The 13,253-nt window shown below is 70.9% G+C and carries 13 protein-coding genes; 7 read left to right on the top strand and 6 right to left on the bottom strand.

Annotated elements, in window-relative coordinates:
* Positions 1-23: 23 nt before the first annotated feature.
* Genes tyrS through OG741_RS09505 form a run of 3 tightly spaced genes read right to left on the bottom strand, consistent with a single transcriptional unit; the run spans position 24 to position 4,259 of the window.
* A complete protein-coding gene (gene tyrS / locus OG741_RS09515; RefSeq protein ID WP_405596356.1) occupies positions 24-1,292 on the bottom strand; it encodes a tyrosine--tRNA ligase in 1,269 nt (422 codons plus the stop codon).
* Between the two features lie 55 nt (positions 1,293-1,347).
* Positions 1,348-2,739: a metallopeptidase TldD-related protein gene (locus OG741_RS09510; protein ID WP_405596355.1), complete on the bottom strand. Its 1,392-nt coding sequence runs from the start codon at positions 2,737-2,739 to the stop codon at positions 1,348-1,350.
* On the bottom strand, positions 2,736-4,259 hold the full coding sequence (locus OG741_RS09505; protein WP_405596354.1) for a TldD/PmbA family protein: 1,524 nt from the start codon (positions 4,257-4,259) through the stop codon (positions 2,736-2,738). Before OG741_RS09505 ends, OG741_RS09510 begins: the two co-directional genes overlap by 4 nt.
* A 183-nt stretch (positions 4,260-4,442) precedes the next feature.
* Here OG741_RS09505 and fabG point away from each other — a divergent pair, with 183 nt between their 5' ends.
* From fabG to OG741_RS09490, 3 genes are all read left to right on the top strand, one after another.
* Positions 4,443-5,147, top strand: a complete 705-nt coding sequence (fabG, locus tag OG741_RS09500; protein ID WP_405596353.1) for a 3-oxoacyl-[acyl-carrier-protein] reductase — start codon at positions 4,443-4,445, stop codon at positions 5,145-5,147.
* Positions 5,148-5,151: 4 nt separating this feature from the next.
* Positions 5,152-5,919: an enoyl-ACP reductase FabI gene (fabI, locus tag OG741_RS09495; RefSeq protein WP_405596352.1), complete on the top strand. Its 768-nt coding sequence runs from the start codon at positions 5,152-5,154 to the stop codon at positions 5,917-5,919.
* A 216-nt stretch (positions 5,920-6,135) separates the two neighbouring features.
* Positions 6,136-6,501 carry a hypothetical protein gene (locus OG741_RS09490; RefSeq protein WP_405596351.1) on the top strand — a complete coding sequence of 122 codons (366 nt, stop codon included), beginning with the start codon at positions 6,136-6,138 and terminating at the stop codon, positions 6,499-6,501.
* Here OG741_RS09490 and OG741_RS09485 read toward each other — a convergent pair.
* Positions 6,464-7,150: a FadR/GntR family transcriptional regulator gene (locus OG741_RS09485; protein WP_405596350.1), complete on the bottom strand. Its 687-nt coding sequence runs from the start codon at positions 7,148-7,150 to the stop codon at positions 6,464-6,466. The two genes, OG741_RS09490 and OG741_RS09485, sit on opposite strands and share 38 nt — an antisense overlap.
* 69 nt (positions 7,151-7,219) lie before the next feature.
* Here OG741_RS09485 and OG741_RS09480 point away from each other — a divergent pair, with 69 nt between their 5' ends.
* From OG741_RS09480 to OG741_RS09465, 4 genes are all read left to right on the top strand, one after another.
* A complete protein-coding gene (locus OG741_RS09480) occupies positions 7,220-8,506 on the top strand; it encodes a CynX/NimT family MFS transporter (RefSeq protein ID WP_405596349.1) in 1,287 nt (428 codons plus the stop codon).
* A 17-nt stretch (positions 8,507-8,523) separates the two neighbouring features.
* The gene (locus OG741_RS09475) at positions 8,524-8,640 is read left to right on the top strand and encodes an SGM_5486 family transporter-associated protein (protein ID WP_266477891.1); all 117 of its coding nucleotides are present in this window, start codon (positions 8,524-8,526) and stop codon (positions 8,638-8,640) included.
* A gap of 191 nt (positions 8,641-8,831) precedes the next feature.
* On the top strand, positions 8,832-9,038 hold the full coding sequence (locus OG741_RS09470) for a hypothetical protein (RefSeq protein WP_266477893.1): 207 nt from the start codon (positions 8,832-8,834) through the stop codon (positions 9,036-9,038).
* Between the two features lie 73 nt (positions 9,039-9,111).
* Positions 9,112-9,663: a SixA phosphatase family protein gene (locus OG741_RS09465; RefSeq protein ID WP_405596348.1), complete on the top strand. Its 552-nt coding sequence runs from the start codon at positions 9,112-9,114 to the stop codon at positions 9,661-9,663.
* Positions 9,664-9,740: 77 nt separating this feature from the next.
* Here OG741_RS09465 and serB read toward each other — a convergent pair whose 3' ends face one another.
* Complete coding sequence (serB, locus tag OG741_RS09460; RefSeq protein ID WP_405596347.1) at positions 9,741-10,958, bottom strand: phosphoserine phosphatase SerB; 1,218 nt, start codon at positions 10,956-10,958, stop codon at positions 9,741-9,743.
* Between the two features lie 451 nt (positions 10,959-11,409).
* Positions 11,410-13,029: a streptophobe family protein gene (locus OG741_RS09455; protein WP_405596346.1), complete on the bottom strand. Its 1,620-nt coding sequence runs from the start codon at positions 13,027-13,029 to the stop codon at positions 11,410-11,412.
* Between the last annotated feature and the right edge of the window lie 224 nt (positions 13,030-13,253).

The raw sequence follows: 13,253 nt of genomic DNA, 5'->3' as shown, positions 1-13,253 counted from the left end.
GGCGGAGCCATCGGCGCAGCCGGTCAGCCCGCGGTGACCTCGACCGCGGCCAGGTTCTTCTTGCCGCGGCGCAGCACCAGCCAGCGCCCGTGCAGCAGATCCTCACGCGCCGGCACCGCGTCCTCCGCGGCGACCTTGACGTTGTTCACGTAGGCCCCGCCCTCCTTCACGGTCCGGCGGGCGGCCGACTTGCTGGCCACGAGCCCCACCTCCGCGAACAGGTCCACGACCGGAGCCAGCTCGGCGACCTGGGCATGCGGCAGCTCGGAGAGCGCCGCCCGCAGCGTCGGCTCGTCGAGCCCGGCCAGCTCGCCCTGCCCGAACAGTGCCTTCGAGGCATTGACGACGGCCGCGCACTCGTCCGCGCCGTGTACGAGCGTCGTCAGCTCCTCCGCCAGCGCCCGCTGCGCGGCACGCGCCTGCGGCCGCTCCGCGGTCAGCGCCTCCAGCTCCTCGATCTCCTCGCGGGACCTGAAGCTGAAGATCCGCAGGAACTTGGAGACGTCCCGGTCGTCCGCGTTCAGCCAGAACTGGTAGAAGGCGTACGGAGTCGTGCGCTCCGGGTCGAGCCAGACCGTGCCGGTCTCCGTCTTGCCGAACTTCGTACCGTCCGCCTTGGTGATCAGCGGGGTGGCCAGCGCGTGCACCTCGGCCTCCGGCTCGACCCGGTGGATCAGGTCGGTGCCCGCGGTCAGATTGCCCCACTGGTCGCTGCCGCCGGTCTGCAGCGTGCAGCCGTACCGCCGGTTCAGCTCCAGGAAGTCCATGCCCTGCAGGATCTGGTAGCTGAACTCGGTGTAGCTGATGCCCGCGTCGGAGTTCAGCCGCCGGGCGACCGCCTCCTTCGCGATCATCTTGTTGACCCGGAAGTACTTGCCGATGTCGCGCAGGAAGTCGATCGCCGACAGGCCCGCCGTCCAGTCCAGGTTGTTGACCATGGTCGCGGCGTGGGCGCCCTCGAAGTCGAGGAAGCGCTCGATCTGCCCGCGCAGCCGCTCCACCCAGCCCGCGACGACCTCCGGCGCGTTGAGCGTGCGCTCGGAGTTCGGCTTCGGGTCACCGATCAGACCGGTGGCGCCGCCGACCAGACCCAGCGGGCGGTTCCCCGCCAGCTGGATCCGGCGCATGGTGAGGATCTGGACCAGATTGCCCAGGTGCAGGCTGGGCGCGGTCGGGTCGAAGCCGCAATAGAAGGTGACGGGACCGTCCGCGAACGCCTTGCGCAATGCGTCCTCGTCAGTGGAGAGGGCGATCAGCCCACGCCACTGCAGTTCGTCGACGATGTCCGTCACGTCTCTCGCGTCTCCTTCGATGTGCCATTCGGTGTGTCCAGGGACGAGTACGAGGTTATACGCCCTGGCTGACCGAACTCATATTGAAATCCGGGATGCGCAGCGCGGGCATCGCGGCCCGGGTGAACCAGTCGCCCCACTCCCGCGGCAGCGTTTTCTCGGTACGTCCCGCCTCGGTGGTCCGCGAGAGCAGATCGACGGGCGACTCGTTGAAGCGGAAGTTGTTCACCTCGCCGACCACCTCGCCGTTCTCGACGAGGTAGACGCCGTCCCTGGTCAGCCCGGTCAGCAGGAGCGTCGCCGGGTCGACCTCGCGGATGTACCAGAGGCAGGTCAGCAGCAGCCCGCGGGCGGTCGCCGAGACCATCTCGTCCAGCGAGCGCTCGCCGCCGCCGTCCAGGATCAGATTGCCCGCTCCGGGGGCGACGGGCAGGCCGGTCAGGGCGGCACTGTGCCGGGTGGTGACCAGGTGCTCCAGCTTTCCGTCGCGTACCCAGTCCGTCGCCGACAGCGGCAGGCCGTTGTCGAAGACCGACGCGTCGTCGCCCGAGGAGTGCGCGATCACGAACGGCGCGGACTCCAGACCAGATTCGTGCGGGTCGCTGCGCAGGGTCAGCGGCAGCGGCGAGAGCGTCTCGCCGATACGGGTGCCGCCGCCCGGCTTGGAGAAGACCGTACGGCCCTCGGCCGCGTCCCGGGCCGTCGACGACCACAGCTGGTAGATCAGCAGATCGGCCACCGCGGTGGGCGGCAGCAGCGTCTCGTACCGGCCCGCGGGCAGATCGATCCGGCGCTCGGCCCAGCCGAGCCGGCCTGCCAGCTCCGCGTCGAGCAGCGCGGGGTCGACGTCCTTGAAGTCCCGCGTCGAGCGGCCCGCCCAGGCGGAACGGGAACGGTCGGGGGACTTGGCGTTGAGCTCCAGCGTGCCGTTGGGCTGGTCGTGGCGCAGCCGCAGACCCGTCGACGTACCGAGGTAGGTGGAGGTGAGCTCGTGGTTGGCGAAGCCGTACAGCTCACGCCCGCCGGCCCTGGCGCGGGCGAACGCCTCGCCCAGCGCGGGCGCGAAGTCCGCGAAGACGGCGGAGGAGGTTTCCTCGGGCGCGTCGGTGAAGTCGGGGGACGCGGGGACCTGTTCGACGAGCGGCTGCGCGTCCTCGGCGGGGGCCGCCCCGCGCGCGGCGGCCTCGGCGGCACGTACGAGCGGCTCCAGGTCGTCCGCGGTCACGGCGGAGCGCGATACGACACCGGACGCGGTGCCCTCGGAGCCGTCGACGGTGGCGACGACGGTGAGGGTGCGGCCGCGGGTGACACCGTTGGTGGTCAGGGCATTGCCCGCCCAGCGCAGATTGGCGGAGGAGTGCTCGTCGGCGATGACCACGCAACTGTCGGCGGTGGACAGTTCGAGGGCCCGCTCGACGATCTCGTGCGGCTTGCTGGTGCGGCTCATCGACCGGCCTCCTGAGTCGTGTTGAGAATGTTCACGCCGCGGAACAGCGCGGACGGGCAGCCGTGGGAGACCGCCGCGACCTGGCCCGGCTGGGCCTTGCCGCAGTTGAAGGCGCCGCCCAGGACGTAGGTCTGCGGGCCGCCCACCTTCTCCATCGAGCCCCAGAAGTCCGTCGTCGTCGCCTGGTACGCGACATCGCGCAGCTGACCCGCCAGCTTGCCGTTCTCGATGCGGAAGAAGCGCTGCCCGGTGAACTGGAAGTTGTAGCGCTGCATGTCGATCGACCACGACCGGTCGCCGACCACATAGATCCCGCGCTCCACCCCGCCGATCAGATCCTCCGTGGAGAGCCCGCCCGGATCCGGTTGCAGGGACACGTTCGCCATCCGCTGCACCGGCACATGACCGGGGGAGTCCGCGAACGCGCAGCCGTTGGAACGGCCGAGGCCCGTCAGCTTCGCGATCCGCCGGTCCAGCTGGTAGCCCACCAGCGTCCCGTCCTTGACCAGGTCCCACGACTGCGCCTCGACGCCCTCGTCGTCGTAGCCGATGGTCGCGAGCCCGTGCTCCGCGGTCCGGTCGCCGGTCACATTCATCACCGACGAGCCGTACGCCAGCTTCCCCAGCTTGTCGAAGGTGGCGAAGGACGTCCCCGCGTAGGCCGCCTCGTACCCCAGCGCCCGGTCCAGCTCGGTGGCGTGGCCGATCGACTCATGGATGGTCAGCCAGAGATTCGACGGGTCCACGACCAGGTCGTAGCGCCCGGCCTCGACGCTCGGCGCGCGCATCTTCTCCGCCAGCAGCCCCGGGATCTGCTCCAGCTCGGCGTCCCAGTCCCAGCCCGTGCCGGTCAGATACTCCCAGCCGCGGCCCGCCGGCGGGGCGATCGTGCGCATCGAGTCGAACTCGCCCGTCGACTCGTCGACCGCGACGGCCGTGAGCGCCGGATGCAGCCGCACCCGCTGCTGGGTGGTGACGGTGCCCGTCGTGTCCGCGTAGAACTTGTTCTCCTGCACGGTGAGCAGCGACGCGTCCACATGTGCCACGCCCTCCGCCCGCAGCAGCCGGTTGCTCCACTCCGCGAGCAGCGCCGTCTTGTCCTCGTCGGGCACCTCGAACGGGTTGATCTCGTACGAGGAGATCCAGGTGCGGTCCGCGTGCACCGGCTCCTCGGCCAGCTCCACCCGCTCGTCGGAGCCGGCCGCGGCGATCACCTTCGCCGACAGCTTGGCCATGGCGACCGCCTGGCCCGCGACCCGGGCGGCCGCGTCCATGGTCATGTCCACCCCGGAGGCGAACCCCCAGGCGCTGCCGTGCACCACCCGCACCGCGTACCCGATGTCGGTGGTATCGGAAGAGCCGGCGGGCTTGGCGTCGCGCAGCCGCCACGCCGCACTGCGTACGCGCTCGAAGCGGAAGTCGGCGTGCTCGGCGCCGAGCGCACGCGCCCGGGCGAGTGCCGCGTCGGCGAGTGCCCGCAGCGGCAGTGCCGTGAAGGCTTCGTCGAGAGAATGAGGCACGGATGTCTCCTGTCGTTGAGACGGTCGTCCCGATCATGTCGCGCCGAAGGGGCCCTTGCCCAGCGCCATTCTGTAGGGACCCGACAGGGACTGGATGAAGGCGCTGTCAGGGCCCGATTCTCCGCGGGGGGTGCCGGACCGATAGGTTTTCGAGTACCAGACCGCTATCGAAAGGGTGATCCGTTGAGCCGCTCGGTTCTCGTCACCGGAGGAAACCGGGGCATCGGCCTCGCCATCGCCAGCGCGTTCGCCGAAGGCGGCGACAAGGTAGCGATCACCTACCGCTCCGGCGAGCCGCCCGCCGGCTTCCTGGCCGTCAAGTGCGACATCACCGACTCCGAGCAGGTGGAGCAGGCCTACAAGGAGATCGAGGAGAAGCACGGTCCCGTCGAGGTGCTGGTGGCCAACGCCGGTGTCACCAAGGACCAGCTGCTGATGCGGATGTCCGAGGAGGACTTCACCTCCGTCCTCGACACCAACCTCACCGGCACCTTCCGGGTCGTCAAGCGCGCCAACCGCGCCATGCTGCGCGCCAAGAAGGGCCGCGTCGTGCTGGTCTCCTCCGTGGTCGGGCTGCTGGGCTCGGCGGGACAGGCCAACTACGCCGCCTCCAAGGCGGGTCTCGTCGGCTTCGCCCGCTCGCTCGCCCGCGAACTCGGTTCGCGGAACATCACCTTCAACGTCGTCGCGCCCGGTTTTGTCGACACCGACATGACCAAGGTGCTCACCGACGAGCAGCGCGCGGGCATCGTCTCGCAGGTGCCGCTCGGCCGTTACGCGAAGCCGGAGGAGATCGCCGCCACGGTGCGCTTCCTCGCCTCCGACGACGCCTCGTACATCACTGGAGCCGTCATCCCCGTTGACGGCGGATTGGGCATGGGTCACTGATCACATGAGTGGAATCCTCGCCGGCAAGCGCATCCTGATCACCGGTGTGCTGATGGAGTCCTCCATCGCCTTCCACACCGCGAAGCTGGCACAGGAGCAGGGCGCCGAGGTCATCCTCACCGCCTTTCCCCGGCCTACGCTGACCGAGCGCATCGCCAGGAAGCTGCCCAAGCCCGCCAAGGTCATCGAGCTGGATGTGACCAACAGCGAGCACTTGGACCGGCTCGCCGACCTGGTCCGTGAGGAGCTCGGCAGCCTCGACGGTGTCGTCCACTCCATCGGCTTCGCTCCGCAGGACGCCCTCGGCGGCAACTTCCTCAACACCCCGTTCGAGTCCGTCTCGACCGCGATGCACGTCTCGGCGTTCTCCCTGAAGTCGCTGACGATGGCCTGCCTGCCGCTGATGCAGGAGGGCGGTTCGGTCGTCGGCCTCACCTTCGACGCGCAGTTCGCCTGGCCGCAGTACGACTGGATGGGCCCGGCGAAGGCGGCGCTGGAGGCCACCTCCCGCTACCTCGCCCGTGACCTGGGCAAGCAGAACATCCGCTGCAACCTGATCTCGGCCGGACCCATCGGTTCCATGGCCGCCAAGTCCATCCCGGGCTTCTCGGAGCTCGCGGACGTGTGGAACCACCGCTCCCCGCTGGAGTGGAACATGGCGGACCCTGAGCCGGCCGGCCGCGGTGTCGTCGCCCTGCTCTCGGACTGGTTCCCGAAGACCACCGGCGAGATCGTCCACGTGGACGGCGGCGTGCACATGATGGGCGCCTAGCCTCGCGTACGACCTCTTCGTAGGGCCCTTCCGTACAGCCCTTTCGTAGGGCATCGACGCCCCGTTCCCCGCAGCGCGCGGGGGACGGGGCGTCGCCCGTTCGGCCCCCGAAGCCGCGCGGTACCGCCCCCCGGCGGCGAGGCTTGAGGAGCAATCCCCCTTGTGGTGCAGCCGCGGCCACCCTGCCGCAGTACGGCCGAGGAGGTCCCGCTTGTGGTGACGACCTGGCGCTCCGCGTTCGTACCGGCCACCGTGACCGTCCTCGTGTGGGCGGCGCCGGCCGCCGTCTCCCAGCCGCACCGCCAAGAGCCGGAGCCCCCGCCCCGGCCGCAGAGGTACGAGGCCGACTGCCGCACCGTCATCGAGGGCTCCCGGGCCACCGCCTACTGCCACAACCCGTACCCCTCCGTCGACCGCGTCCGGCTGCATGTCGAGTGCGAGCGCTGGTGGGACATCGACGCGGACAGCGCGCCCGTCGAGGTGGGCCCCGCCGGCTACGCGGAACTCACCGACCGCTGCTGGAAAGAGATCGGCGCCGTCTGGATCAGCCATCAGCTCCTGCGGGAGTCCGCGGGCACATGAACGGATAGCCCGCCGCCTCGGTCGCCGCCGTGTCGCCGTCGCCCTCGCGGATCGCCTCGACCATCCGCGCGTGATCCATGTGGTGCTCAGGGCGCAGTTCGTGGCCCACGTCGTCGCGGAGCCAGTCGCGCAGCAGATCGCCCAGGTCCGCGTAGAGCTCGCTGAGCACCTCGTTGTGCGAGGCCGCGACCACCGCGAGATGGAAGGTCGCGTCGGCGGCGACGAACTGCTCAGCGTCCCCCGATGCCCAGGCCTCCTCGCGCCGGGCCAGAAGCGTGTCCAGTTGCTTCAGGTCCTTGGCCGTACGCCGCTGCGCGGCCAGCCTGGCGGCCGAGGACTCCAGCGTGGAGCGCAGCTCGGCGATGTGCCGCGGGTCGGCGTCGGCGAAGCGGCGGTGCATGACGCCGGCCAGCTCGCTCGTCGCCACGACATACGTCCCCGAACCCTGGCGGATGTCCAGAAGGCCGTTGTGGGCGAGCGCGCGGACCGCCTCGCGGACGGTGTTGCGGGCCACGCCCAGCTGCTCGACCAGTTCCGGTTCGGTGGGGATGCGCGAGCCCACCGGCCACTCGCCCGAGGTGATCTGGTTCCGCAGCTCGGCGATCACCTGATCGGAGAGCGCGGAACGCCGGGGAGAGGTCAGCGCCATGGTGCTCCTTGCGTACGAGAGTGGTGAAGGATTGGACAACCAATCATCCCATGATTCTATGATGGCCTCATGCAGGACGAGACCCCGACCCAGACCCTGAGCGAGCCCCAGGCCCATGGCCCCGCCCTCACCGACCGTACCGCCGTGGTCGCTCCGGACCGGCGGCCCGCGGTCTGGCTCACCCGCCTCGTGGTCGTCGGGATCGTCCTCGCGGCCCTCAATCTCCGCCCCGCCATCACCAGCCTCGGCGCACTCCTCGAAGAGGCAAGGGTCGGACTGCACATGAGCGGCAGCGTGGCCGGCGTCCTGACCTCCGTGCCGCCGCTCTGCTTCGCGATCTTCGGGATCGCGGCACCCCGGCTCGCCCGCCGCTTCGGCCCGGGCGCCGTCGTCTGCGCGGGCATGGCGGCCATCGCCACCGGCCTGCTGATCAGGCCCTTCGCCGGCGGTACGGCGGGCTTCCTGGCCGCCAGCGCGCTCGCCCTGATGGGCATCGCCGTCAGCAACGTCCTGATGCCGGTGATCGTCAAGCGGTACTTCCCCGACCGCGTCGGCTCCATGACCGGGCTCTACTCAATGGCACTGGCGCTCGGCACCTCCGTCGCCGCGGCCGCGACCGTGCCCATGACCGAGGCGCTGGGCGGCAGTTGGCGCGTCGGCCTCGGGATCTGGGCCCTCCTCGCCGTCCTCGCCGTACTGCCCTGGATCGGCCTCGCCCGCGACCGCGGCGCGGCCGATCGGAGCACGCTCGCCGCACAGGCCCAGGACTCCCCGGCGCCCCGGATCACCCGCAGCCCCACCGCCTGGGCGCTGGCCTGCTTCTTCGGCCTCCAGGCCACCGGCGCGTACATCACCATGGGCTGGATGCCGCAGATCTTCCGCGACGCCGGGGTCCCGGCGGGCACGGCCGGAGTGCTGCTCGCCGTGACCATGGTGATGGGCGTACCGCTCGCCTTCGTCATCCCGCGGCTCGCCACCCGGATGAGGACCCAGGGCCCGATCGTCGTCGCCCTCGGCCTGTGCGGGCTGACCGGATACACGGGCCTGCTCTTCACACCCGCCGCCGGAGCCTGGGCGTGGGCGGTGCTGCTCGGCATCTCCAACTGCGCCTTCCCGCTCGCCCTCACCATGATCGGTATGCGCTCGCGCACCGGCGCCGGAGTCGGGCGCCTGTCGGCCTTCGTTCAGTCCACCGGCTATCTGATCTCGATCCCCGGCCCGCTGCTGGTGGGCGTGCTCTACCAGCACAGCGGCGGCTGGGAGCTGCCGATCGCGCTGATGGCGGGGCTGATCGTGCCGCAGATGGCGGTCGGCGTCCTGGCCGGGCGGGACCGGACGATCGAGGACGAACGCTGAGGTGCGAGACTGGTTCCATGCCTGTGCTCGACCCGAACCCCCAAGACGGCCAGAAGAAGCTCCTCTACGTCTTCGGAGCCATGATCGCCATTACCGTCGTGATCGCGATCATCGCCTCCATCGCCTCGCCCTGACCCGGGAGTTGGCCGCTGCCCGGCGAGCGCCCCGGAGGCGATCCGAGCCACAGGACAAGGGGGTTAGCACCACCATCCCCTAGGGGGTCAGGCTCAGGGTGAAGTGGGTGGGTCACCGGATGGGCCGAGGACCCCATGATCCGTAGGTTTGAAGCATCGAACCGCAGACCTACGGAGTCACGGAGGCGGCCATGTCGGCCCACACGCACACCCGGCCCCACCCCAAGGCCACCGGCGGCGTCGACATCCGGCTGCCGTGGTGGGCCCTCGCCCTGCCGATGCTCGCCTTCGCCGTACTGCTCCTGCTGATCGCCGACCCCGCCCAGGCGCAGGCCGCGGGCGGCGAGCCCGCGGTCGGCCAGATCCTGGAGCGTATCCAGCAGGCCCTGTCCCGGTGACGTATTCACCCATGACGGGGGACCCCGTCAACACCCTGCGCCCGCTGGCTCATTTCATGCGAAGCTGGGGTGCATGAGCGACGCCGTGTCTTCCGGGGGGACAGCCCCCGGATCTCCCGAATCCCGCAGGATCGTCCTCCTTCGGCATGCGAAGGCGGACTGGCCGCAGGTGTCCGACCACGACCGCCCGCTCGCCGAGCGCGGCCGTCAGGAAGCGGCGGTGGCAGGCCGCAGGCTGGCTGATACAGGTATCGCCTTCGACCTGGCGCTGTGCTCGACCGCGAGCAGAACCCGCGAGACCTGGAAGCTGGCGGTCCACGAGCTGCCGCACCGCCCGAAGACGGTGTACGAGGAGAGGCTGTACGACGCCTCCCTCGGCGAACTTCTCGCGCTGCTGAACGAGACCCCCGACGAGGTGAACGAGCTGCTAGTCATCGGCCACAATCCCGGGATGCACGCCCTCGCGGACGCGCTCGCCGGCAAGGCCGAGGGCGAGGCACCGGCCCGGATGACCAAGACCGGCTTCCCGACCGGGGCGTTCGCGGTGCTCGGCTTCACCGGCTCCTGGAAGTCGGTGGAGCACGGTGTGGGCACGCTGCTCGACTACTGGGCGCCTCACGACTGACGCCTCCGATCCGACAAACGACCCCGGCGCGAGTCCTCGCACCGGGGTCTTCTGCCGTACGGGCCAGGGCGTGTTTCCTAGTGCTCCGCGCCCGGGTCGTCCGCGGCCTCGACCTCTTCGCGGGTGATGCCCAGCAGATACAGCACGGTGTCCAGGAACGGCACATTGACCGCGGTGTGGGCGGCGCGGCGGACCACGGGCTTGGCGTTGAAGGCCACGCCCAGACCGGCCGCGTTCAGCATGTCCAGATCATTCGCGCCGTCGCCGATCGCGACGGTCTGCGCGAGCGGCACACCCGCCTCCGCGGCGAACCGCCGCAGGAGCCGCGCCTTGCCCGCACGGTCCACGATCTCGCCGGTCACCCGTCCCGTGAGCTTTCCGTCCACGATCTCCAGCGTGTTCGCCGAGGCGAAATCGAGCCCGAGCCGCTCCTTGAGGTCGTCCGTGACCTGCGTGAACCCGCCCGACACGACGCCCACTTGGAAGCCGAGCCGCTTGAGCGTACGGATCAGGGTGCGGGCGCCAGGAGTCATCCGCACCTCCTCGCGCACCTTGTCCACCACCGAGGCGTCGAGCCCGGCGAGCAGCGCCACGCGCGCGTGCAGCGACTGCTCGAAGTCCAGCTCCCCGCGCATCGCGGCGGCCGTGACCTCGGCGACCTTGTCCTCACAGCCCGCGTGCGCCGCGAACAGCTCGATGACCTCGTCCTGGATGAGCGTCGAATCCACATCCATCACGATCAGCCGCTGCGCACGACGGTGCAGCCCCGCCGACACGACGGCGACATCGACCCCGATCCCGGCGGCCTCCGTCGCCAGCACGGTCCGCAGCGCCTCGGTCTCCGCACCGGACACCGCGAACTCCACGGCGGTGACCGGATACTTGGCCAGCCGGAAGATCCGGTCGATGTTCCCGCCGGTGGCGGTGATCCTCGACGCTATGGCGGCGGTCGACTCGGCGGTCAGCGGGTGCCCGAGGACGGTGACATGCGAACGTCCGCTGCCACGGGGGCGGTTGTCGCCGGTGCCCGAGATGATCTCGGCCTGAAGCTTCAGTGACTCGGCCCAGCTGTGGACGGTGGCCCGGAGCTCCCCCTCGGTGGCCACGCCGTCGGTCGGGGCGGTGACGAGGGCGCACAGCACGATACGGCCCCGGGTGACGACCTGCTCGATGTCGACGACGTCGACGGAGTAGGCGGCGAGGGTGTCGAAGAGCCCGGCGGTGATCCCGGGACGGTCCTTCCCGAAGATCTTGACGAGAAGGGTGCGTACGTCGGAGGTCTGCGATGCGCTCATGGTGCTTCCACCGTATCGGGCGGGGGCGGCGACGAGACGAGCCGTCCCGCCTGCCGGACGCGGCGGGGGCCCCGGACGGGGCTGCGCCGCGAACCCCCGGGGCGGCCGGTTTCGGGGCGCGGGGGTTTGTTCCCCCACCCCGCCCCTTCCCGAAGCGGGGCTGGGCCCCGCACCCCCGAAGCGCCAACTTCGCGGCGCGGGGCGGCCAACTGCAGCCACCCGCAAGGGGGCCGTGGAGCGGGTGGAGTCGGGACGTAGAGCGTGATTTGTGGCGCACGTACGCCCGCGCCCCACGGCAGACCGGAAACGCGCCGTAAATCATGCAGTCCCGGCTCTACCCCGGAGCGGACCCCAAACGGCGCGCCCGCGGCACTGGGGCACCCCGCGACCCGTACCGCCGGACGGGCACCCCGCAGCGCCGGGCACCCCGCGACCCGTACCCCGGGCGGCCTCAGCGGCCCCCCGTCGGTGGGCGCGGAGGGGGCGGGCCGTCCTCCGGGGGCTCCGGTGGACGTGGACGTGGACGTGGGCGTGGTGGAGGCGGGGGCGGGGCCGGGAAAGGCCCCGCCATCGTCGGCGCGCCGTGGATCTCCGGTGGAGGGCGCAGATACGGGTTCGTGTCGTCGTTCGACGGCCGGTACGGCGGCGCCGGACGGTAGGGCCCCGGCACATCCGCCACCGACGCCGAACGCCCCGGCCCCGCCACCTCCGGCACGCCGCCACCCCGCGTCGCGTACACCAGCACCGCCCCCAGCCCACCGGCACCCGCCCCCCACGCCGCCCCCAGCAGCAGCGCCATCCCCACCGCGCCGTGCAGCTCGATGCCCGCGCCGAACGCGTCGAAGCCGAGCACCGACAGCGACGCGTCCGCCGAGACATCGGTCAGCCACACCAGCAGAGGCAGGGCCAGGGCCGTGACCAGGCCCAGCCGAACCGCGCACCGTCCCGCAAACTGAAAGACCCGGCTGCCCCCAGGCGTACGGGCCGCCGCCAGCACCCCCGCATACAGCATCATCACCGCCGCCGCTACCGCCAGCAGCCACACCCGCCCGTCCAGCTCGGCCAGCCTGCCGACCGTCACCGGCTCGTCGGCGGACACCCTCAGCAGTTCGTCGAGGGGATCCGGCAGCAGTTTCGCGAGCTCGCCCGTCGCCTTGCCGTCCCACGGCACGAACAGCCCCAGCGGCACACCGAGCCAGACCCCGTTCGGCGCCCCGAGCAGCGCGGCGCCCGCGATCCGTTTCGGGTGGTCGTCGCCGATCGCCGCGTATCCCGCAGCCGCGTAGCCCGCGAGGACCGCGACCAGCAGCACCGCCACGAGCGCGGAGGCCGCCGGACGTACGTTCCGCCGCACCGCCGCGGCCAGAGCCCCGCCCGGCAGCGGCGAACGGCGCGAGGCGAGCAGCGCGACGACAAGCACCCCGAGCACCCAGAACAGCGCGCCCGCCAGCGAATCCGCGGTGTTCACGCTGAACCCCACCGCCGCCTTCGCGTCCACCAAGTCGCCGAGCCGGTCGGGCAGCAGCCCGCCGATGTCACCGATGTCGCCGAGCCCCGGCACCTCGATGCCGCCGTCGCCCCCGCCTCCGCCGCCCGGCAGATCGTCAAGGCCCAGCTCCGCTCCGTCGATCGTGATGACGTCGTGACCTGCCCACGCCAAGCCACCGACCGTCGCGACGAAAAGGATCACCACCCCGCCCGCCCGCGCGGCGAGTTCACTCCCCGAGATGTACGGCCCCGCCCGGCGCAGCGAACGTAGAAAGAAGTACGCAAGGAACAGTGCCCCGACGAGACCGATCCCAAGTGGCGTGATCTCGACGGCCGTCCGCGCCTGCGCGCCTTCCAGCCCGAACGCGGACACATCGCCTGTGGGAGTGACCGATCCGCCCACCGCGAGCACCACCACCGCCGCGGTCATCGGCCCGAGCGACCCCGCCGAATCCGCGCCCAGCAGATGCAGTCCGAGCGCGGCCGCGCCCGCCATTCCCACGAGCGCCCAGCTCACCGCGGCAATCGACGCCAGCAGCACATCGACCCATGGCACCCTCTCGCCACTGCCGCCTGCGTCCATCGGACCCCCCGATCCTTGCTGGGTTTGCCCCAGTTACCCCCATTCGCGCATGATCCGTACGCACTCATGGGCGCTTACCATGCTCCGTGCGCGTTTCTCCTCCGTCAACGGTCATCCCGGACACGGTCTTCACCCAGCCCGACTTTCGGATGCGGGACGACGCCTGAAATAGTTCCTCACGATGTTCGCCATCCCTAGACTCCCTGTGATGGGGGTAACTCGGG

Source organism: Streptomyces sp. NBC_01410, assembly GCF_045040195.1.
GTDB lineage: Bacteria > Actinomycetota > Actinomycetes > Streptomycetales > Streptomycetaceae > Streptomyces.
Note: the sequence above shows the minus strand (reverse complement) of the source record. Positions and strands in the feature narration are given on the sequence as shown.

Coding starts and splice junctions, on each gene's coding strand:
- OG741_RS09475 (WP_266477891.1), top strand. CDS start 8,524: ATGCCTGTGCTCGACCCGAACCCCCAAGACGGCCAGAAGAAGCTCCTC.
- OG741_RS09510 (WP_405596355.1), bottom strand. CDS start 2,739: ATGAGCCGCACCAGCAAGCCGCACGAGATCGTCGAGCGGGCCCTCGAA.
- OG741_RS09480 (WP_405596349.1), top strand. CDS start 7,220: ATGCAGGACGAGACCCCGACCCAGACCCTGAGCGAGCCCCAGGCCCAT.
- OG741_RS09485 (WP_405596350.1), bottom strand. CDS start 7,150: ATGGCGCTGACCTCTCCCCGGCGTTCCGCGCTCTCCGATCAGGTGATC.
- OG741_RS09455 (WP_405596346.1), bottom strand. CDS start 13,029: ATGGACGCAGGCGGCAGTGGCGAGAGGGTGCCATGGGTCGATGTGCTG.
- OG741_RS09470 (WP_266477893.1), top strand. CDS start 8,832: ATGTCGGCCCACACGCACACCCGGCCCCACCCCAAGGCCACCGGCGGC.
- fabI (WP_405596352.1), top strand. CDS start 5,152: ATGAGTGGAATCCTCGCCGGCAAGCGCATCCTGATCACCGGTGTGCTG.
- serB (WP_405596347.1), bottom strand. CDS start 10,958: ATGAGCGCATCGCAGACCTCCGACGTACGCACCCTTCTCGTCAAGATC.
- OG741_RS09465 (WP_405596348.1), top strand. CDS start 9,112: ATGAGCGACGCCGTGTCTTCCGGGGGGACAGCCCCCGGATCTCCCGAA.